This window comes from Ensifer sp. LC11, from assembly GCF_001695835.1.
Lineage (GTDB): Bacteria > Pseudomonadota > Alphaproteobacteria > Rhizobiales > Rhizobiaceae > Ensifer.
Genome location: NZ_MBSO01000009.1, coordinates 55860 through 76754 on the forward strand (window position 1 = coordinate 55860; position 20895 = coordinate 76754).

Annotated in this window: 22 protein-coding genes; 10 read left to right on the top strand and 12 right to left on the bottom strand. The window is 62.7% G+C overall.

Annotated features, from left to right (window positions below):
- Positions 1-101 precede the first annotated feature (101 nt).
- The 9 genes from BBX50_RS06790 to BBX50_RS06830 form a co-directional block, all read right to left on the bottom strand.
- Complete coding sequence (locus tag BBX50_RS06790; protein WP_065774556.1) at positions 102-2174, bottom strand: ASKHA domain-containing protein; 2073 nt, start codon at positions 2172-2174, stop codon at positions 102-104.
- Between the two features lie 174 nt (positions 2175-2348).
- Positions 2349-2681: a hypothetical protein gene (locus BBX50_RS06795; protein WP_065774557.1), complete on the bottom strand. Its 333-nt coding sequence runs from the start codon at positions 2679-2681 to the stop codon at positions 2349-2351.
- A gap of 163 nt (positions 2682-2844) precedes the next feature.
- Positions 2845-3807 carry a methyltetrahydrofolate cobalamin methyltransferase gene (locus BBX50_RS06800; protein WP_065774558.1) on the bottom strand — a complete coding sequence of 321 codons (963 nt, stop codon included), beginning with the start codon at positions 3805-3807 and terminating at the stop codon, positions 2845-2847.
- Positions 3808-3889: 82 nt separating this feature from the next.
- The gene (locus tag BBX50_RS06805) at positions 3890-4981 is read right to left on the bottom strand and encodes a methylenetetrahydrofolate reductase (protein ID WP_065774559.1); all 1092 of its coding nucleotides are present in this window, start codon (positions 4979-4981) and stop codon (positions 3890-3892) included.
- Complete coding sequence (locus tag BBX50_RS06810; protein ID WP_065774560.1) at positions 4978-5580, bottom strand: methylenetetrahydrofolate reductase C-terminal domain-containing protein; 603 nt, start codon at positions 5578-5580, stop codon at positions 4978-4980. Before BBX50_RS06810 ends, BBX50_RS06805 begins: the two co-directional genes overlap by 4 nt.
- Entirely contained in the window at positions 5573-5875 is a 303-nt protein-coding gene (locus tag BBX50_RS06815; RefSeq protein ID WP_065774561.1) for a virulence factor, read from the bottom strand. The genes BBX50_RS06810 and BBX50_RS06815 overlap by 8 nt, the downstream gene beginning before the upstream one ends.
- 339 nt (positions 5876-6214) lie before the next feature.
- Positions 6215-7018 (bottom strand): formyl transferase, encoded by an 804-nt coding sequence (locus BBX50_RS06820; protein ID WP_065774647.1) that lies wholly within the window; start codon positions 7016-7018, stop codon positions 6215-6217.
- Positions 7019-7063: 45 nt separating this feature from the next.
- Positions 7064-7243: a hypothetical protein gene (locus tag BBX50_RS06825; RefSeq protein WP_139108536.1), complete on the bottom strand. Its 180-nt coding sequence runs from the start codon at positions 7241-7243 to the stop codon at positions 7064-7066.
- 398 nt (positions 7244-7641) lie between these two features.
- Positions 7642-8415, bottom strand: a complete 774-nt coding sequence (locus tag BBX50_RS06830; protein ID WP_065774563.1) for a pyrroline-5-carboxylate reductase — start codon at positions 8413-8415, stop codon at positions 7642-7644.
- A gap of 456 nt (positions 8416-8871) precedes the next feature.
- Here BBX50_RS06830 and BBX50_RS06835 point away from each other — a divergent pair, with 456 nt between their 5' ends.
- Entirely contained in the window at positions 8872-9486 is a 615-nt protein-coding gene (locus tag BBX50_RS06835) for a LysE family translocator (protein WP_065774648.1), read from the top strand.
- Between the two features lie 19 nt (positions 9487-9505).
- Here the strand turns inward: BBX50_RS06835 and BBX50_RS06840 are convergent, their stop codons facing one another.
- Complete coding sequence (locus tag BBX50_RS06840) at positions 9506-10126, bottom strand: DUF1638 domain-containing protein (RefSeq protein ID WP_065774564.1); 621 nt, start codon at positions 10124-10126, stop codon at positions 9506-9508.
- Between the two features lie 39 nt (positions 10127-10165).
- Between BBX50_RS06840 and BBX50_RS06845 the strand changes: the two genes are divergently transcribed.
- On the top strand, positions 10166-10324 hold the full coding sequence (locus BBX50_RS06845) for an entericidin A/B family lipoprotein (RefSeq protein WP_065774565.1): 159 nt from the start codon (positions 10166-10168) through the stop codon (positions 10322-10324).
- A gap of 102 nt (positions 10325-10426) precedes the next feature.
- Here BBX50_RS06845 and BBX50_RS06850 read toward each other — a convergent pair whose 3' ends face one another.
- Positions 10427-11122, bottom strand: coding sequence for a B12-binding domain-containing protein (locus tag BBX50_RS06850; RefSeq protein WP_034788208.1), 696 nt, complete (start codon positions 11120-11122; stop codon positions 10427-10429).
- Between the two features lie 335 nt (positions 11123-11457).
- On the opposite strand from BBX50_RS06850, the gene BBX50_RS06855 reads away from it, so the two are divergent.
- The 7 genes from BBX50_RS06855 to BBX50_RS06885 all read left to right on the top strand — a co-directional run bounded on the left by BBX50_RS06855 (position 11458) and on the right by BBX50_RS06885 (position 19318).
- Entirely contained in the window at positions 11458-13032 is a 1575-nt protein-coding gene (locus tag BBX50_RS06855; RefSeq protein ID WP_065774566.1) for a trimethylamine methyltransferase family protein, read from the top strand.
- A gap of 107 nt (positions 13033-13139) precedes the next feature.
- On the top strand, positions 13140-13841 hold the full coding sequence (locus tag BBX50_RS06860) for a ferredoxin (RefSeq protein ID WP_065774567.1): 702 nt from the start codon (positions 13140-13142) through the stop codon (positions 13839-13841).
- A 154-nt stretch (positions 13842-13995) separates the two neighbouring features.
- Complete coding sequence (locus BBX50_RS06865) at positions 13996-14523, top strand: hypothetical protein (protein WP_065783991.1); 528 nt, start codon at positions 13996-13998, stop codon at positions 14521-14523.
- 451 nt (positions 14524-14974) lie between these two features.
- Entirely contained in the window at positions 14975-15751 is a 777-nt protein-coding gene (locus BBX50_RS06870; RefSeq protein WP_065774569.1) for a sulfite exporter TauE/SafE family protein, read from the top strand.
- 123 nt (positions 15752-15874) lie between these two features.
- On the top strand, positions 15875-16624 hold the full coding sequence (locus BBX50_RS06875) for a phosphodiester glycosidase family protein (RefSeq protein WP_065774570.1): 750 nt from the start codon (positions 15875-15877) through the stop codon (positions 16622-16624).
- A 121-nt stretch (positions 16625-16745) separates the two neighbouring features.
- Positions 16746-17273 carry an RNA polymerase sigma factor gene (locus BBX50_RS06880; protein ID WP_065774571.1) on the top strand — a complete coding sequence of 176 codons (528 nt, stop codon included), beginning with the start codon at positions 16746-16748 and terminating at the stop codon, positions 17271-17273.
- A complete protein-coding gene (locus BBX50_RS06885; RefSeq protein WP_065774572.1) occupies positions 17270-19318 on the top strand; it encodes a VWA domain-containing protein in 2049 nt (682 codons plus the stop codon). The genes BBX50_RS06880 and BBX50_RS06885 overlap by 4 nt, the downstream gene beginning before the upstream one ends.
- A gap of 418 nt (positions 19319-19736) precedes the next feature.
- Here the strand turns inward: BBX50_RS06885 and BBX50_RS06890 are convergent, their stop codons facing one another.
- Positions 19737-20084 (bottom strand): hypothetical protein, encoded by a 348-nt coding sequence (locus BBX50_RS06890; RefSeq protein ID WP_065774573.1) that lies wholly within the window; start codon positions 20082-20084, stop codon positions 19737-19739.
- 151 nt (positions 20085-20235) lie between these two features.
- On the opposite strand from BBX50_RS06890, the gene BBX50_RS06895 reads away from it, so the two are divergent.
- Positions 20236-20874: a PAS domain-containing protein gene (locus BBX50_RS06895; protein ID WP_065774574.1), complete on the top strand. Its 639-nt coding sequence runs from the start codon at positions 20236-20238 to the stop codon at positions 20872-20874.
- Positions 20875-20895 lie beyond the last annotated feature (21 nt).

Here is a 20895-nt window from a genome sequence, read left to right on the forward strand (position 1 = left end):
GGCGGGCGAGGCCGAGATCTATCCCGCCGCCCGGGACTTCGATGCTTTTAACGCAGACAACGACGGACCCAAATATCACGCGTCTTTTCGCCGACGTCGTTCTACTCGCGGCTGCGCCTGCGCCGTCTGCCGCCACCCTCACCATCGTCGCCGCTCACCTTGCGCTCCGGCAGTGTCACCACCGTAGAGAGCTTCGGGAAGGTGTCGACCTTGTTTGGCATCGCCATGGCGTTGACGAAGTGCTCCTGAAACTTTGATTCAAGCGCCGTCTCTATCTTCTCGATTTTGCTGACGGTTTGCTCGATTTCACGGCGGTGGCCGCGGTTCAGCAGTGCCATCAGCGCGCCGGTGCCGGCGGCGTTGCCGACGGCTTTCACCTCGTCGAGGTCGCAGTCGGGGATGAGGCCCAGCACCATGGCGTATTTCGGGTCGATGAAGGAGCCGAAGGCGCCGGCGAAGCGGATGGTGTCGACGTGCTCGATGTCGAGCTTTTCCATCAAGAGCTTGATGCCGGCGTAAAGTGCTGCCTTGGCAAGCTGGATGGCGCGGATGTCGTTCTGCGTCACCGTGATGCGCTGTTCGCCCTCGTGCAGCAGGTAGGAGAAGGTGCGGCCGTTCGGGATGATGCGCGGGCTTTTGGCTGCCATCGCGCCATCGACGACGCCGTCCTCAGAGATAATGCCGGAAAGATACATCTCGGCGACGATCTCGATGATCGCCGAGCCGCAGATGCCGGTGACGCCCACGGAGGCGGCGGCTTCAGTAAAGCCTTCCTCGTCCGACCACTTGTCGACGCCGATCACGCGGAAGCGCGGCTCCAGCGTTTCCGGATCGATGCGTACGCGCTCGATCGCGCCGGGGGCGGCGCGCTGGCCGGAGGAGATTTCCGCACCCTCGAAGGCGGGGCCGGTGGGCGAGGAGGCGGCGACGACGCGGTCCTTGTTGCCGAGCACGATCTCGGCATTGGTGCCGACATCGACGAGCAGCATCATCTTGTCCTGGCGGTAGGGACCTTCCGACAGCGTGGCACCGGCCGCATCGGCGCCGACATGGCCGGCGATGCAGGGCAGCATGTAGAGCCTGGCGCCGCGGTTGACGTCGATGTCGAGCTCGTGTGCCCAGTATTGCAGCGCGCCGGAAACGGCGAGCGCAAACGGCGCCTGGCCGAGTTCCGTCGGGTCGATGCCGAGGAACAGGTGGTGCATGATCGGATTGCCGACGAAGACCATGTCGAGAATATCGTGGCGGTCGACTTCGCCTTCGGCGCAGACCTTGCCGATCAGCCCATTGACCGCCTCGCGCACCGCCTTGGTCATGGCCTCGCGGCCATCCGGGTTCATCATCACATAGGAGACGCGGCTCATCAGGTCTTCGCCGAAGCGGATCTGCGGGTTGGAGGCGCCCGAGGAGCCGACGATGCGGCCGGAAAGCAGCGAGACCAGATGCATGGCGATCGTGGTCGAGCCGATGTCGCAGGCAACGCCATAGGCCTCGTTCTTCAGACCCGGCCACAGGCCGACGATGAAGGGGCGCGATGAATCCATGTCGCGGTGGATGGCCGCGGTGACGGCCCAGTTGCCCTTGCGCAGGATGCCCTGCACCTGCGGGATCAGATGCGGCGCGATGAGCAGATCCTTCCAGCCCCAGTCCTTTTCCAGCATCACCTTCAGCCGGTCGAGATCGCCGAGCGGCTTGTGCATGTCGGGCTCGTCCACCTCGACATAGCAGAGCTGGACGGCGGCGTTGCGCTCGATGACGCGATCGGTCGCAGCCTTGCGCACGACCTGCGCATTGATGACGGTGTCCTGCGGCACGTCGATGACGAGATCGCCGAGGATCTGGGCGGAACAGGAGAGGCGGCGGCCATCGGGAAGACCGCGGATCTTCTCATAGCGCTCCTCCTTGGCACCCTTATCCGAGATGTGCTCGTTGGAGGAAATGATCTTGTGCTTGGCGAAATTGCCTTCCTGCACCTCGATCTGACAGCGCCCGCAGGTGGCGCGGCCACCGCAGACGCTTTCGACATAGACGCCGAGCTTGCGGGCGGCATCGAGAACAGGGGTCCCGACCGGGAAGCGGCCGCGCTTGCCCGAAGGCATGAACAGCACCAGAGGATCTTTTTGCGCGGCTTCGGTCATGTTGGTCTCGATCTCGGAGGTGCCTTCGATGCGCATGCTATCGGTTCTTTCGTCTGGTCCGCTCTCCAGAGTGAAGTACCGGTAAGGTGTTTCATCTCAAGAGCGAAGCACGGGTAAACGATTTCAGACTGCACCGGAACCCCGCCCGATAGTTGTCCAATCCCGACATGGGCCGATCTGTTTCAAACAGTTAGGCTGCGGCAGACAGGATCACTTGCGCTGCAGACGCCGGGCGTTGCTGCGCACCCGCTTGCCATAGGGCCTCAGCGCCGCGGACGCAATCGCCGTACCGTGGCCCGAGGCGGTGCCGCCGGTCATCAGCCGTATTGTATTGTCGAAGGCGGCCTTCCAGAGCGCGACATTGACAGCGACGACACTCTCGGCCGTAGCGGCAATCTTCTCGGAAACCATGCGGTGAAGCTCGGTCACATCCTGCGTCTTGCCCATCAGCGCCGCCATCTGCATTTCCTGCAGCCGGACGGCAATCACGAAGGGCGCTTCAAACCAGAGCGTTGCGGCATCGAGGCGAAGGCGGCGTGTCATGGGAAGTCTCCACGTTTGCGTTGCCGGATGTCAATCTCGAAGTCGCAATCCGGGCATGGATGGCCGGCTTCTCGATGACTAAAGGGAGAAAGACGGAAAAGAGGCTGAGATGCCTTTTAACGCCGTTCTCCCTTTTTCGTTCAGCCTGGCGCCGAAACAGAACCTATTCGCTTGCAGCGGCTCCGCCGGTGCGGGCCGCGCGACCGCCGCGGCGTCCGCCACCGGCGGCAGCTGGTGCGGCGGCAACCACGTGGCCGCCTTCGGCCGGCTTGTGGTCGCGATAGGTCTTGATCCAGTGGGTGCAGTTCGGGTCGGTGCCGTTGAGCACGTTGGCCGCACGCACCGCTTCCATTTCCTGCGGGCGGCAGGGGTTCATGATCGCAGACGTCATGCCGGCGCCGATGACCATCGGGATGAAGCCGGCATTGATGCCGTGGCGGTGCGGCAGGCCGAAGGAGATGTTGGAAAGGCCGCAGGTGGTGTTGACCTTCAGCTCTTCGCGCAGACGACGCAGCAGCGCGAAGACCTGCTGGCCGGCGGTGCCCATGGCGCCGATCGGCATCACCAGCGGGTCGACGACGATGTCGTGCGGCTTGATGCCAAAGTCGGCGGCGCGCTCGACGATCTTCTTGGCGACGGCGAAGCGCACATCCGGATCCTCCGAAATGCCGGTCTCGTCGTTGGAGATCGCGACAACAGGCACGTCGTATTTCTTGCAGAGCGGCAGGATCGCTTCGAGCTTCTCCTCCTCGCCGGTGACGGAGTTGACGAGCGGGCGGCCCTTGGCGACGCGCAGCGCCGCCTCGATCGCGGCCGTGACCGAGCTGTCGATCGACAGCGGCACGTCGACGAGGCCCTGGACGATCTCAAGCGTCTTGACGAGCAGCGGCGGCTCGGTCTCGTTCGGGTTGACGGCGGTAACGCCGGCATTGACGTCGAGCATCGTGGCGCCCGCCGCGACCTGTTCCAGCGCATCCTTGATGACAGTGTCGAAGTTGCCCTCGATCATTTCGGCGGCGAGCTTCTTGCGGCCGGTCGGGTTGATGCGCTCACCAATGACGCAGAACGGCTGGTCAAAGCCGATGATGATCTCGCGGGTGGCGGAAGCGACGATGGTCCGGGTCATTAAGGGTCCTTTGTCCTGGCGGGGGCAATGTAATCATGCCCGTGAAATCGATGATAGGCGTCGAGTGCTCGACGCCGGTTGGTCAATGCGGGTGATGGGCCGCGGCTTCGGCCATCTGCTGCTGGTTTTCTTCCTTGCCCTCGCGAATATGCTCCAGCCGCTCGGCAACCATCGCATCCTCGGGCAGCGTTTCGTGCTTCCAGGGCTTGCGGCCCTTCAATACGCCCGATTCATGCACGATTTCTGCGACATATTCTTCCTGGCGGTAGGCCATGACGTGGATGCCGGAGACGCCTTCGATCTCCTTCACCTCGTTGATGATGTCGATGCAGAGCTGCTTGCCTTCCTTCTTCTGGTCCTGCGCGCCTTCAAGACGCGCAACCACGCTGTCGGGAATATGGATGCCCGGCACGTTGGAGCGGATCCAGCGGGCGGTCTTGGCGGATGCCATCGGCCCGACGCCGACGAGGATGTAGCATTTCTCGTGCAGTCCGAGGTCGCGCACCTTCTTCATGTATTCGCGGAACATCGGCACGTCGAAACAGTACTGGCTCTGCACGAATTGCGCGCCCGCCTCGATCTTCTTGGCAAGACGATAGGGGCGGAAATCGTAAGGCGGCGCAAAGGGGTTGATCGCAGCGCCGAGGAAGACCTGCGGCGGCGTCGTCAGCTTGCGGCCCGAGAGGAACTTCGCGTTGTCGCGCATGATGCGCACGGTTTCGAGCAGCGACATGCAGTCGAGGTCGAAGACGGGCTTGGCGCCCGGCTGGTCGCCGGCCTGCACGCCGTCGCCGGTCAGGCACATGATGTTCTGTACACCCATGGCAGACGCGCCGAGCACGTCGCCCTGGATGGCGATGCGGTTCTTGTCGCGGCAGGCGATCTGCATGATCGGGGCATAGCCCATGCGCGTTAAGAGCGCGCAGATGCCGACCGAGGACATGTGGCAGTTGGCGCCTGAGGCATCGACCGCGTTGATGCCGTCGACCCAACCGTCGAAGATTGCCGCACGCTCATAGACGTCCTGCGGGTTGGCGCTGTCGGGCGGGTTGAGCTCGGCGGTGACGGCGAACTCGCCGCGGCGCAGAACACGCTCCAGACGGCCGCGGGAGGAATGGCCGGGCAGGGGCTCAAGCGGCGCGCCGGGATCGAAGGGATTGATGTCGGGGCTCATGCCTGGCCTTCCTTGGATGCCGCTTCACGGCGCGCTGCGGCTTCCGCCGTCACGCGCAGCCAGGACGAGGTTTCGCGCAGCGACTGGTTGACCGGCTTCTGCACGTTCATGATCGCGTTGCCCTTCTCCATGTTCTGCGAGCCCTTCCAGGCCTGCACCCAGACGCAGGGCATATCCGGCTCGACCTCGCAATTGCCGTTGGCGCGAACGCCGCCGCAGGGGCCATTGCGCAGCTGCTTCGGACAGTTCATCGGGCAGGACATGCCGGTCGACGACAGCGCGCACTGGCCGCACATGCGACAGTCGAAGAGGAAGCCCTTGACGTGACGCTCGACGAAGGTGATGGGCCGCTCCACCCGGCCATAGCCAAGGGCGTTCCACAGCGGATGAAGCAGCAGGAACATATCGGCGAAGCGGTTGTAGAACCATTCGAGGAAACGGGAGTTGCGCACGGCCCAGAGGCGGACCGTATACTTGTGGCGCGACCGACGGCTCGGAGAAACTCCGGTCGGGGTATAGGCGCCGGTCGCAGCCTTTGCCGCGGGCGCGGCATTGCCCTTCATGATCTTCGGTTCGCTCGGCGGTTTGGCATCAGCCATTGTCGCGGCCTCCGGCCTTGACCAGTGCGACGAGCCGCTCGCGGTCATAGGCCGCTTCGAGTTCGGCCGCGGCCTGATCCGCTTCCGTTTCCAGATCGTCGGAGACCGGCACCGCATCGGCCTTGCGCCATTCGGCAAGATAATCGTCGGTTTCCGCCGCACCGGTGCGCATGGCGCACATGTCGATCGCTTCGGTGAAGCGCAGCGATAGCTCGCGCTTTGCCGTCGTGCGGCCCTTCTTGATGATGACCTGGGCCGGTATGTCGCGCCAGTAGACGATAATGCGATCTGCCATCGGTTGTTGATCTCCTCCCCTGCATGTTTCCTTTGATCGGTACCGATCGAAGGCCAAAAACATGCAGCACTCTAAAGCGCTACAGCGAACTTTGCGCGTCTGACAGGACGCGCGGCGCTGTAGTGCGACAATGCGCATCAACCGGCGTCCGGGCTCATCTCGCCACGACGTTGGATATGTCCAAAAACGACGCTCGACAACGAGCCGCGACGGCCGTGCTTTTGGAGACGCGCGAGCGTCGGTCGAGCGGGCGGGCGTGTCAATGCAGTTCGCAGCGGATTGCCCGCAGTTTCAGGCTTTTAAGTCGCGGCCCGCCGGGGCGACAAGCCTTTGTTCCACCTACCAGATGCGGCGCGTCAGGCCGTTCCACAGCCAGGTCCAGATCGGCGGGTGGTACCATTGCCGTGACGGGCCTGCGACATCGACCGGGCGCAGATTTCCGGCAAGCGCATCCTCAATTGCAGCGACCACAATTTCGGTGGAGGCGGCGGTCTGCAGCAGCGGATAGGTGTGCATCGTGTCGTTTCGGGCGGGCTTCTGCCGCGATTGATAGAGCACGCCGCCGGTGTCGACGCCGGCATCGACCAGATGCACGGTCGCGCCGAAGTTTTCCGCGCCACCATTGACCCGCGCCCAGTAGCCGCCCATCAGGCCGCGATAGGCCGGGTTGATGCCCGCATGAAAATTGAGAACCGGGCAGGAGATGGCGGTCAAAGTCCCGGCCTTCAGCATACGGCAGCTAATGAGGAAGACGACATCGGGTTCCAGCGCGTGGATTTGCGCGATGGCCTCTGCATCGTTGATCGACGAGACCGATGTGAGCGGGATCAACGGTTCGGGTGTTCCCGAGACCTTGTAGGTGGCGAGGATTTCTTCTGCGCGGTTCCGGGTAAAACGCTTGCCGAAGCGCGAGGCGATCATGGTGGCAAGCTGGCCGAGTGCCGTCAGCCAGCCGAGCTTGCGCGCGCGGCGGCGCAGAAAAAGCCCCTTCGCTTCCGGCTGCTCCTTGATGACGGTGATATCGGCAAACCGCGCCGCGAGCGCGTTGATCATGATCCACGGGTTTTCGCCGCCGGCGGTGACCACGACGATGCGGCCGGGGCGCTTGCCGGCGGCTTGATTCGGACTGGCGATGTCGGTCATGGCGGCCCCGCGCGTGAACAGGGCCAAGATATGCAGGCTCGTCTGTTACCGGCGGCTTAACTGGTTCCAGTACCATTCGGCCACACCGCCGCCGAGCACGACGAGAGCAACGGATTCGACCAGCTTCACATCATCGGAGAGGCCGCAGACCGCACCGATCAACAGCGCCAGGAGCAGGCCGGCAGCGCAGCCGATGGCGTAGGGCAGGTATTCGAGGACTTTCACCAAATGCCTCCCGTTCCCTCTCAGCTTCGGCCGTTTGCAAAGCGAGATGAAACGCAGCGTAGCGCAGAACGCAGCTTTAGGAAGGGCTTATTTTTGTTGCCGTCGCGAGAGCGCAGGGGGCGCTCTTCAGCCCTACCTTGGGCGAGGCTGCGCCGGATCCTCGCGGACGTGGTTGCCCCTCTCCTCGGGTTTAACCCGAGGACTAACCCTCTCCCCGCAGGCGGGAAGAGGGGACGCGGACAGCCTGCAGCGTCGCTATGTGGCGCTGTTTCGATAGGGGATTCGATGCCTCTCTTGTTAGGCGAGCGAGCGCCACTGGGTTCCTTCTCCCCGTCAGAATGGGGAGAAGGTGGCCGGCAGGCCGGATGAGGGGCATTCTTCAGGCGCGTCTGAAAACCTCAAGACGCGGCGGTGATGCGCCTGTGGATGCCGTCGAGACTTTCCCTGAACTGCTCGAAGGTCCCGTGCTCCGTCAGTTCGCGCAGCACCTGTTCGTTGATGCCGCCGCGCGTTGCGTAGTCCTCTGCCAGATGCGCGAAGCTTAAATCCGGTGTTGTCTCCGGTGCCTGACCCAATGCCGCAAACAGCGAGGCCACATAATCGCGCCCCTTGGCGTCATCCACGCCGTGATCCTTTAGCCAGCTATGGATCGTTTCGAGATACTTGAAATAGCTGGCATAGGTGGCGGTCGCGACGCTCAGCGCATCGAACTCGCTTTCGCTCGCGACCTCGATCGCCTGGCCAAGCCGGCCGAAGAAGGCCGCAACGTCCGGATCAGGCGGGAAGAGGATCGTCGGCCCCTGGCGAATCGCGATCATCGGCATCGGCAGCGCCTTGGTGACGCGCTTGACCGGGCCGACCATTTCGGCGATCTCGTCACGGGAGAAGGTCGCGATCAGGCTGACGACATGATGATCGGGGCGGAAGCGCAAAGTGGGCAGCACCTCGCGGGCGATCTGCGGCCGGACGCCGAGCATGATCGTGTCACAGGCGTCGAGCACCGCCTGATTGTCGGCGGCAACGTGAACATCGGCAAAGCGGGCGGCAAGACTTGCAGCGATCTCTTCGTTGCGGGGTGAGAGGATGACGGAGGTGGTGTCGCACTCAAGCGTCTTGAGACCGGTGACGATCGCCGAGGAGAGCGCGCCGGTGCCGATGAAGCCGAGTTTCATGAGATGTCCTGTAGCAGCGGTTTAGGGTTGGCGAACAATAGTCGCAGATGCTGGAAGGGCAAGACGCTGCAAGGGCAAGACGCAGCAAGGACGTGTGGCTGAAAGTGCGAGTGGCTGCGATTTGGATCCCCACAATCAGCGAGGCAAATCCCGGTCACGAGGGGAGGTGATTGTCGGCGCTACCTTGGCTGCGGCATTTTTTCTCGGGATACAGGCGCGGCAATCGGCATAATTTTATGCCCCACGGCCCGCCGGCGCATTTATGTATTTCGTCCGCGCTCTGCCTGTTGCGGGTTGTATGCTTTATGTATTGGCAAGTGTTATCCCGCCGTTTATCGCGCTGACATATCTCGCTTTCAATTGTGATCAAATTCAGCTTGATCATGGCAGCCTCTATTGCTGTATCTTATGCGCGCATATAGGGTTTGTTCCGATTTCACTTCGCCGGTGTTTGCCATGTCGCTCGCTGTCTTCTTTGCCTACATGCTTGCGCTGTTCCTGGCGGCGGTCACGCCGGGGCCAGCCATGTTCGCGGTCATTTCCACCAGCATCAGCCGCGGCGTCGGTCCGGCGCTGGCTTGTGGCCTCGGTATCGCGCTCAGCGACATGGTGCTGGTGAGCGTCGCGCTCGCCGGTCTGACGGTCATCGCCCAGACGTTCGGCTGGCTGTTCCTTGCCATCAAATATGCCGGCGCTGCCTATCTGATCTTCCTCGGGTATCGGATGTGGCGCGCGGCTGCGACGGTTGCGGCCGAGGCGACGTCGGGTGAGCGCGGGTGGATCCGCTCGCTGGCGCTTGGCGCTGCCATCGGCTTCGGCAATCCCAAGGCGATCCTCTTTCACGCCAGCCTGATGCCGCTGATTCTCGACCTCGACAGCCTCGATCAGTTCGGGATCGCGACGGTTCTTGCCGTCGTTTTCGCGGTCAACATCGTGACGATGGGTGGCTACGCGCTCTTGTCCGCGGCATCGTCGCGCTGGTTTCGCACCACCCGGGCAATGCGGGCGCTGAACCGGGTCGCCGGCAGCACCATGATCGCGACGGGCGTCGTGATTGCAGCGCGCAGCTAGGCCTGCGGCCACCGCTCCATCACGCTCTCAGCAACGATGTCGCCAGGTCGCCATAGCCGGTGAAGCGGTACTCGTATTCGAGCCCGAGTGTTTCTGCCGCTTTCTTCGCCTTCTCCTGCAGCGCCTCGTCCTCCTGCTGCGAAAGATAGACGAGCTTGCGGTAGTGGCCGAAATACATGTCCCTCAGCTCCGGATGCCGATCAAGCCCAAGCGGTTCGATGACGAAGGCTTCGAACTGGCGGGCGAGGAAGTCGGTGAGGAAAAAGGCGGTGATGTCGTCGTCCCAGCGACGGGCGAAATCGGCGTTGCCGGCAAAGAAGGAATAACAGTGCGGGCCGGGGATGCGCTCGACCTTTTCCTCCTCGCAGAGGCGATCGAGATGGCCGCCAGTGCCGCAATCGGCATAGGCGACGAAGATGCGCTCAAAGCCTTGCGCCCGCGCCTTGGCGATCGCCTCGCGCACGCCGGGCGTGATCTTGTCCGGCGTGTTGTGCCAGATGGCGGGAAGACAGTTGAGGTCGACATGTGCGAGGCCGTTCGCCTCGCAGACCGCCAGGATTTCCCGCGCGATGGCGCCGCAGCCGATCACGTGAACTTTTTTCGGTTGTGCACGTTCTATTGCCGGCGATATTTTTTCCATCTTGATTCCATGTGGCTATCAGCGGGAAGGAACCTGCACATGACCGTAAAGACCCTTGCAATCGTCGGCGCCGTTCTCGTCGCGCTTTCGACGCTCAGCGCCTGCGGTAACACCATCCGCGGCATCGGTCGGGACACCGCAAGTGCGGTCAACGCCACACAGGACGCCGGTCGCAGCGTGGCGAAAGCCGCCAACTAAGCGCGCCGACCCGGAAGGCGCTTGTCCGCATGTCATAAATAAGAAAGCCGGCCGCGGATTTCACCCACGCGGCCGGCTTCTTTCATTCGGAACGCCCGAAGCTCAGCCAGCCAGACGGTTGTGCTTGCGCTTCATGAAGTCCTTGGCGGTTTCGACGGCGATCGCCGCGTCGCGGCAATAGGCGTCGGCACCGACGGCCTTGCCGAATTCCTCGTTGAGCGGCGCGCCGCCGACGAGAACGACGTAATCGTCGCGCAGGCCCTTTTCCTTCAGCGTGTCGATAACGACCTTCATGTAAGGCATGGTCGTCGTCAGCAGCGCCGACATGCCGAGAATGTCCGGCTGCTCGCGCTCGATGGCTTCGAGATAGTTCTCGACCGGGTTGTTGATGCCGAGGTCGACGACGTCGAAGCCCGCACCTTCCATCATCATGCCGACGAGGTTCTTGCCGATGTCGTGAATGTCGCCCTTGACGGTGCCGATCACCATCTTGCCGAGCTTCGGCGCGCCGGTTTCGGCGAGAAGCGGGCGCAGGATCGTCATGCCGGCCTTCATGGCGTTGGCCGACAGCAGCACTTCCGGCACGAACAGGATGCCGTCGCGGAAGTCGATGCCGACGATGCGCATGCCTTCGACCAGCGCCTGGGTCAGCACGTCGTAGGGCGTCCAGCCGCGCTTGAGCAGGATGTTGGTCCCGTCCTCGATTTCCTCCTTCAGGCCGTCATAGAGGTCGTCATGCATCTGCTGCACAAGTTCCTCGTCGGAAAGGTCCTCGAGAATGATTTCATCGTCTGCCATATTGGGGTTCCTCGGTTCCTGGCACGGTGGCGCGAAAATTTGGCACGCGTCCACCAATCCATAACGGTGGACAGCTAAAAATCTGTTTTCGAAAGCGACGTCGCATATGACAAAAAGCGACGGACAGGCAGCTTCTTGCGATGCCTGCATATTCTTAACAAAAACAATATATTCGCGCCATGCGGTTTTTGGCGCTGTCTGGTCGCTTCTCGGTAGTGTTCGAGTTGCGCCACTCCTTGGCGCATTGAGACCCGTACCGGCTTTGATGCTTGGTAGCATTAGGACAAATTGATGCTTGAAGGCGCAAGAAGTGATGCGCGGGAGAGGAAAAGCGAATGAGCGACGTGACAGATCAGGGCGCGGGTGAAGGCGGCGGCCGCCGCGCGCGTGGCGAGGGACGGGGCGCGGCAGCACGGCGTGCATCGCGCACCGGCGGCGGTCCGGGGCCGTCTCTGCCCTATATCCAGCGCAAGATTCGCGAGTACGAGGTGCTCGACGAGGAAGGCTTGCAGCTCATCGAGCGCAATGCCGACACGATCCTTGAAGAGATCGGCATCGAATTCCGCGACGACGCCGAGGCGCTCGAACTGTGGAAGCAGGCCGGCGCCGACGTGCGCGGCCAGCGCGTGCATTTCCCCAAGGGGCTTTGCCGCGAGCTCCTGAAGACGGCTCCATCAGAGTTTACCTGGCATGCCCGCAATCCGGAGCGCAGCGCCCAGGTCGGCGGCAAGGCGACGATCTTCGCCCCGGTCTATGGCCCGCCCTTCGTGCGTGATCTCGAAGGCAACCGCCGCTATGCGACGATCGAGGATTTCCGCAATTTCGTGAAGCTTGCCTATATGGCGCCGTCGATGCATTCGTCCGGCGGCACGGTCTGCGAGCCGGTCGACATCCCGGTCAACAAGCGTCACCTGGATATGGTCTACAGCCATATCAAATATTCCGACAAACCCTTCATGGGCTCGGTGACGGCGCCGGAACGCGCCGAAGACACGATCGCGATGGCGAAGATCGTCTTCGGCGACGAGTTCGTCGAAAACAATTGCGTCACGCTCAACCTCATCAACGCTAACTCGCCGATGGTCTTCGACGAGACCATGGTGGGGGCGCTCAAGGTCTATGCCCGCCACAACCAGGCCTGCGTGCTTTCGCCGTTCATCCTCTCCGGCGCCATGAGCCCGGTGACGGTTGCCGGCACCTTGACGCAGATTCTGGCCGAAGTGCTCGCCGGCGCCTCGTTCACCCAGCTCATCCGCAAGGGTGCGCCGGTTCTGTTCGGCACCTTTGCCGCCTCGATCTCGATGCAGTCGGGTGCGCCAACCTTCGGCACGCCGGAGCCGTCGCTGGTTTCCTACGGTGCAGCGCAGCTGGCGCGCCGCCTCAAGCTGCCGTTCCGTACCGGCGGCTCGCTCTGCGGCTCCAAGGTTCCGGACGCACAGGCAGCACACGAATCGGCCAGCACGCTCAACATGACGCTGCTTGCCGGCACCAATTTCGTGCTGCATGCGGCCGGCTGGCTCGAAGGCGGTCTCGTGTCTTCCTACGAGAAGTTCATGATCGACCAGGATCAGCTCGGCATGATGCAGAAGATGGCCGAGGGTATCGATCTCTCTGAAAACGCCCAGGCGCTGGACGCGATCCGCGAAGTCGGCCCCGGCAGCCACTATCTCGGCTGCGCCCACACCCAGGCCAACTTCCAGACCGCCTTCTACCGTTCGCCGCTCGCCGACAACAATTCCTATGAACAGTGGGAAGTGGAAGGCGAAAAGCGCATCGAGCAGCGCGCCAATGCACTCTGCCGCAGCTGGCTGGAGCACTACGAGGCGCCTTACCTCGATCCTGAGATCGACGAAAAGCTCAAGGCCTATATCGCGAGCCGCAAGGACTCGATGCCGGACGCTTTCACCTGAAAGGGTCCCGAGCGAGCCAGGGAGCAAGGCGGCGCGGCGCAGGTGGCCGACATGATCCAGAAAGAGGTCTGGCGCCCGCATTACGAACACCAGGGGCCGAAACCGAAATGACGGCGCCTTCCGCGGAAGCGGACAAGACCATTGAAACCATCCGTGCGGCGCTTGCGCCGCACGGACTTTTTTTGCGCGGAACGGTGAATTTCGAAACCGGGGAGGCAGTACCTCTGCTTGCCGACAGCCGGCCGGCCGCAAGCGTGGTGCTGATCGGCAATATCGGCGGCTCGCTCTGGCAGCCCTTCAGCGCCTGGCGGGACCTGCCCGACCGCGGCGGATCCGATCCGCTGGACACCTGGTCGAAGGCCGTGATCCAGCCGATCGCCGACGAGTGCGGCGCCACCGCATACTTTCCCTCAGACCCGCCCTGGCAGCCGTTCCAGCGATGGGCGATGCAGGCCGAGGGCCTGAAGACTTCTCCTCTCGGCATCCTCATCCATCCGCGCCACGGGCTCTGGCACGGCTATCGCGGGGCGTTCGCCTTTGACAGACGGCTTCCGGAAACGGGGGAGCGCGTGGGCAAACACCCTTGCGACGCCTGTGCCGCCAAGCCCTGCCTTGCTGCCTGTCCGGCCAATGCGCTCGCCGCCGAACGCTTCGATATCGGGCTCTGTCGCGACCATCTCGTCAGCGATGCGGGCAGGTCGGGATGCCTGTCGGCCGGTTGTCTCTCGCGTGAAGCCTGTCCCGTCGCAAGCGAGCATCGCTACCCGAAGGAGCAGTTGCGTTTCCACATGGCGGCGCTTCAGATTTAGCGCCTGCACCCGACGTCCCGCTGGCAAAGTTGGTGGAAATCTCCAAAATGACTAAAATTGGAGATGTCGTGGAAAGGTAATATTATCAAATTTATACCGATTTGGACGGCGTGGCGTTGGAGTCCATCGTATGAGAGGTAGCCCAGTCGTATCCGTGAGTAACTATCCTCCGCATCTTTCGCGTGAGGAGGTGGAGGCGCAGATCTCCCGTCTCGACAGCATCCACGCCGCAAACAGCCATATTCTCGACGAAGCTTTCAAGCGCCTGCTGGCGATCGGCGCCGGCCATGCAGCCGTGATTGCCTCCTGCATCACCGGCTTCGATGCGCTGGTGGATCGTTCGGTGCTTACGGGCGATCTCCTTCCTGTCACGATCGACCTGCTACGGAAATTCGCGCTGACCGCCAGCGCCCTTGGCCTGCTCCTCACCTTTCTGGCGATCAGCAGCAATTACGGTCAGGTACGGAAGGAAGCCAAACGCCACGCAGTGAAGCTCGCCACGACGCTCAGGGAAAAGCGCCTGCTGCTCTCGCTGTCGCAGGACGTGCTCAACCGCGATCCCAAATCCTATGTCCTCGCAGGCGTCGGCGGCTTTGCCTGTCTCTGCGTAATTTTCGGGCTGGCGGCGGCGGCCGGATGCTATGGGCTCGTCCTGGCCATGGGGTTCCTTGCCGGCGGCTAGCTTCAGGCCGGCCGGCTGGATGTGCCTTGTTCATTCAGGCCCATTTTGATCCCAGCGTGGGCGTCTGATGATAGTTTTCGGTCGAGAGCGGTCGTAGGGGTGAGTGGCCGTCGTTGAATGGCACGGTGCCCTACAGCGCCGCGCGTCTTATTAGACGCGCAAAGGTCGCTGTAGCACTTTGAATTGCTGCATGTTTTTGTCCGTTAATCGGCTACGATTAAGGGAAACATGCAGTAGGCGACCGAGATGGATCATGCGAGTCACATGCATTTTGGGAGGAGCGCGCTCTTGTTGAAGCCGCACTCGCGGGAACCAGCTCGTTACTTTGACCGTTTCCTGCGTGATAGAACATGCTGACCGCAACTTGGTCGAGCGATAGAGCCTCCGTGTGCCACTGCACACGTGAGGCTTCGTTTTGCGCATTACCGATTACTCGTGCACGGTGCCTGTCATGGAAGACTTCTTCCTGTTTGCGATAGTCGGGTTTCTGGCTCAGGCGGTCGATGGTGCTCTTGGAATGGCCTACGGCGTCATTTCGTCGACGGTGCTCCTCGCCTTCGGTGTGCCGCCCGCCCAAGCATCCGCTTCGGCCCATGCTGCGGAATTGTTTACCACCGCGGCCTCCGGATCGGCTCATCTCTATCATCGCAACATCGACTGGAAACTGTTTCGGCGGCTCATACCCTTTGGTGTCGGTGGCGGTATATTGGGCGCCTTCGTACTGACCTCGTTTGATGGCGATCAGGTCAAGCCGTTCGTTACAGCCTATCTCGCGGCGATTGGGACCTGGCTACTCTATCGGTCGTTTCATCGTATTCCGACCAACCCCGTGAAATTGAAAATTGTGGCGCCACTGGGCGCAGCCGCCGGTTTCCTCGATGCCGCAGGCGGAGGCGGCTGGGGTCCAGTCGCCACCACCGGCCTACTCGGCGCGGGTGGACAGCCGAGATACGTCATCGGAACGGTCAATGCGAGCGAGTTCCTGATTGCACTTTCAGTGTCGCTGAGCTTCCTTGCCACAATCGTAACCGGTCACTGGGATCAAGCTGGCGAAGCCGGCGACTACCTGACAAGTGTCGGCGGGCTAATCGTGGGGGGCGTTTTGGCGGCGCCGCTGGCGGGATGGATGGTCAAAGCCTTGCAAGAGAGGACACTCCTGCGGCTGGTGGGATCTTTGATCACGCTTTTGGCAGGCTACCAAACGTTCGAACTGATTGGATCGTCCTGAGTGGCTCCGCGTCAGGTGCAGGGCGGCAGCGGGCGCGCGACCACCGCATTTTATCTCCGGCTCGCGCCAGAACCGCCGCAATCTCGGGCATGCTTGGTGTCTGATTCGATTGGACCTTTCGCCATGCCGCTTTTCCCAAAACCCTTTCTCGTCGGTGCCGTTCTCTCGGCTGGCCTTGCCGGGCCCGCGCTTGGCGCCTGCCGCGACGTTAGCCATCTGGGCCAAGACTATGTCGCCTGCAGCTTCGATCCGGCGACAAGCGATATTCGCCTCTACAACAAGGACCAGGCGGGCGTGCCGTTCCGTTCGTTTCGGGCGCTGTCGCTCGAGCTGCGCCGCCGCGACGAGTACATGGCCTTTGCCATGAATGGCGGCATGTATCACGACGACCTGTCGCCGGTCGGGCTGCATGTCGAGGAGGGACGCGCGCAGGCGCCGCTCAACACCAATTCGGGCTGGGGCAATTTTCACCTGTTGCCGAATGGAGTGTTCTATGTCGATGGCGGCAAGGCGGGCGTGGTGGCGGCGGAAGCCTACCGCGATGCCAAGCTGAGCCCACGTTTCGCCACGCAATCCGGACCGATGCTGGTGATTGACGGCCAGCTGCATCCGCGTTTCCTGCCCGACAGCACCAGTCTCAAGACGCGCAACGGCGTCGGCGTAACTGCGGAAGGCGAAGTGGTCTTCGTCATCTCGAAGCGCCCGGTGCGCTTCCACGATTTCGCGACGCTCTTCCGCGATGCGCTCGATTGCCCCAATGCACTCTTCCTCGACGGCACCATTTCCAGCGTCTATGCGCCCGACATCAATCGCCACGACCGGCTGTTCCCGATGGGGCCGATGATCGCCGTCGTCGCGAAGTTCCCGCGCTGATTTGGGCCAGAGCAACGCGCGGAATGGGATTTTTCGCAGCACAAATATTTTTCGTTTTCCACCCAAGGAATGATCGGCCTCCAACGTCTAAGGTTTGAATGAGGTGAGGGCGGGTACGGAATTGGACGTTGAACTCGTCGAGAAAGCGATGCAGGGCGACCGGCAGGCCTTTGGCCGGCTTGTCGAACGGCACTATGATTTTGTCCATGCGGTGGCCTGGCGCTGGTCCGGCAATGCGTCGGACGCGGAAGACATCGCTCAGGACGTCTGCCTGCGCTTAGGCGCTGCGATCCGCGGCTTTCGCGGGTCGAGCCGGTTTCGCACCTGGCTCTATACCCTGACGCTGAACGCGGCGCGGGATCACAAGCGGCGGCAGTTGCGTGACGACAGGCAGATGCAGGCCTATGCCAGCGAGCAGGCGGTGGCAGCGCCGGCCGCAGATCCTGACGAGGAGCAGCGCGAAGCGCTCTGGGCAGCGGTCAGGGCACTGCCGGAAAAGCAGTGCGACGCCGTGCTGCTCGTCTATGCCGAGGGGCTGAGCCATCAGGCCGCCGCCGACGTGCTCGGCTGCTCGGAAGCAACCATATCCTGGCATGTGCACGAGGCGCGCAAGCGGCTGAAGACATTGCTCGGCAAGGAGGCAGTGTGACCATGAGCGACGATTTCGAAAAGCTTGGCCGGATGAACCCGCCGAAGGCTTCCGCGGAAGCCCGCGCCCGCGCGCTTGCCGTCGCCATGCAGTCTTTCGATGAGGCCGAGAAAAGTTCGAACACCACCCAAGGATCGGCACACCCGGTTCGTCAAAGCTCCATCTTCAACCGGATATGGAGCCCTATCATGAACAGGAAACTGCTTGCCGGCTCGGCACTCGCCACCCTCCTGGTCGTGCCCGCCGCCGCCTTCCTGACGCTGGAGCTGACGCGCAACGGTGCGCCCTTCGCCGAGAGCGCACAGGAGATCGCGCTGAAGGACGAGGGAAAGAAGGAAGAGGCGCGGCCGAAGCCGGAGCCTCAGGCCGCGGCCAGGAAGATGGCCGCTGATGAGCGCGCGCGCCAGCAGGAAGCGAAAACCGCAGACGCGCTCGCCAGCGGTTCGGTCGAGGGCGAGGCCGCAGCGCCCGCTGCGCAAGCCGATGCCATGGCCAACAGCGTTGCGCGCGACAGCGCCGCCCCGATGTCGGCCGTTGACGGCGCGCAGCCGCAGATGACCTACCTGCCGGCACCCACGGTTCAGGAGGACCTAGTCGCCGCACCACCGGAAAACCGCGAGCGCTTCGGCAAGGCCGAGAGCAACCCGGTGAAAAGCGTTGCGACCGACCCAGTCTCGACCTTCTCGGTCGACGTCGATACGGCCTCCTACGCCTTCGTCCGCCGTTCGCTGATGGAAGGGCAGATGCCCGAGCGCGACGCGGTGCGGGTCGAGGAGATGGTCAACTATTTCCCCTATGACTGGCCGCGGCCGGTGAGTGCGACCGAGCCTTTCAAGGCGACGGTGACCGTGATGCCGACGCCCTGGAATGGTGGCACGCGGCTGATGCATGTGGCGATCAAGGGCTATGACGTCGTGCCGGCGCAAGCGCCGAAGGCGAACCTCGTCTTCCTGATCGACGTTTCCGGCTCCATGGACGAGCCCGACAAGCTGCCGCTCCTCAAGAGCGCCTTCCGGCTGCTGGTCGAGAAGTTGAAGCCCGAGGATACGGTTTCGATCGTCACCTATGCCGGCAACGCCGGAACGGTGCTCGAGCCGACTGATGTCAAGGACAAGGCGAAGATCCTTGCTGCGATCGACACGCTGCAGCCGGGCGGCTCGACCGCCGGCGCGCAAGGGATCGATGCGGCCTACGGCCTCGCCGAAAAGGCCTTCGTCAAGGGCGGGGTCAACCGCGTCATGCTGGCGACCGATGGCGACTTCAATGTCGGGCCGTCGAGCGACGAGGACCTGAAGCGGCTGATCGAGGAGAAGCGCAAGAGCGGCATCTTCCTTTCGGTCTTGGGCTTTGGCCGCGGCAATTACAATGACGCGCTGATGCAGACGATCGCCCAGAATGGCAACGGCACGGCCGCCTATATCGATACGCTTGCCGAAGCACAGAAGACGCTGGTGGAAGAGGCGGGCTCCTCGCTCTTCCCGATCGCCAAGGACGTCAAGCTGCAGGTGGAGTTCAACCCGGCCGCGATCGCCGAATACCGCCTGATCGGCTACGAGACGCGCGCCTTGAAGCGGGAAGATTTCAACAATGACAAGGTGGATGCCGGCGATATCGGCTCCGGTCACAGCGTGACCGCGATTTACGAGGTGACCCCGGTGGGTAGCCCCGCGGTGCTGAACGACAAGCTGCGTTATGCGGAGGCGCAAAAGCCGGCGGCTGAGGCAAGCCCACATGGCGGCGAACTCGCCTTCCTGAAAATCCGCTACAAGAAGCCGGATGGAGACACGAGCGAGCTGATGACCACGCCGGTGACCGAGGCCAATGCGGTGCCGGCGCTCGGTGAGGCATCAGGCGATGTGCGCTTCTCCGTTGCCGTCGCCGCCTTCGGGCAGAAGCTGTCAGGTGTGTCGGCGCTGAGCGACTACGGCTATGACGCCGTTATCGATCTCGCATCGGGCGCCAAGGGTGCGGACCCGTTCGGCTATCGTGGCGAGTTCGTCAATCTGGTGCGGCTCGCCAAGGGGCTTGGCGGTTCGAGGAATTGAGGACCGGATTTTGCCCTTCATCATGCAGTTGGGTGGACGGCGCGCCATGCCCCTCATCCCGCTGCCGCGACCTTCTCCCCGTCATTGCGGGGAGAAGGGACTTGCCGCACCGGCTTCGTTCCTCATGAACCATTAGCCACTCTTCACGTCCCGCTGGTGAGCGATCGCTTTCCGCTGTTTATCGGACGTCGCCGTTGCTCTCGTGCCGCGCCTGCGTGGAGAGCGTTAGGGTGGGCGGGCGCCACCATCCCTCATTCCTGTGCTTGTCACAGGAATCCAGCTGGGCCGCGTCTGCGGCCCGAGAGACCAAGGGACAATCCTTAAACCTCAGATCCGGTTCGAGTCTTTCGCCATGCCGACGCACGGCTGCTGGATCCCTGTGACGGGCACAGGGATGAGGGCGGGGAACTTTGCGGCCTCAAACTTTCGGAAACGCCCGCCCCAGTCCGCCGGATTTCGACAGGCCTGCCTTGAACGCCTGGTAAGCCGCATGCTGGCTCGATCGGCCGGCCTCCATCAGGCGCATCTGCAGGCGGGCCGGTGCCTGGCTGCCCAGCCATTCTCCGAGCTTCTCAAGCTTCAGCGAGTTCAGGAATTTCGCCTCCGAGGCAATGTCGAGGTGGCGATAGAGGCCATCCATCAGCCGTTCGTCCTGTTCCTGGTTTTCCATCAGAAGGCGCAGGAAGGATTGGTTCGCCTCGCCGAAGGCCTGGAATTTCTCGGCGACGGTGTCGCGGTCGGGAAAGGAGGCTGGGCCGGCGTTCATGTCAATGTCTCCTGTCTGCGCGTCTTCAGGCGATTCTTCTGTCCTTCGGGGATAGGCCAGCGCGGACGGGTGCGCAAGCATCGGCGAATATGTCGACATTTATATTTTGTCCAACATTGACAATATGTCTAAATCGAGCGAAACCGGATGCATGAACATCGCACCCGCCATCGCCGCTGACCTCGCCCTGCACGCGCCCACCGCTGCCGCAATCAGCGCCTTGCTCTATCCGCACGGCGAGGTCGTGCTGCACGATCTGAGGTCGGGCACGATCGCTGCGATCTGGAATTGCTTTTCCGGTCGCACCGTCGGGGAGGATTCGCTGATCGAGGAGGCGTTCACCGCGTTCGGTGGCAAGGCGGTGGTGCTCGGCCCCTATGAAAAGACCGGCGCGGATGGGCAGCGCTTCAAGTCGATTTCCGCCGTGCTGCGCAACGAGACCGGGGAGGCGGTTGGTCTCTTGTGCATCAATCTCGATGTTTCGATGATCGATACGGCGCTGAAACTGCTTTCGGCTTTTGCCGGGGCGGAACAGCCGCGGCCGCGGGCGCTCTTTGCGCGTGACTGGCGCGAGGAGATCAATGCGACGCTGCATGGCTGGCTTGGGGAGAGAGGGCTTGCATTGTCGGCGCTGAAGCGTGGCGATCGCGTCGCGCTGGTGGCAGCGCTCGACGAGCGCGGCCTCTTCCAGACACGCAACGCCGTCGATCACCTTGCAAGCCTCATCGGTGCCTCGCGCGCCTCGATCTACAATTATCTTGCCGCCGCGCGTGGCGAGGCTCCCGGATAGATCCCTGCACGCGCGGATCCA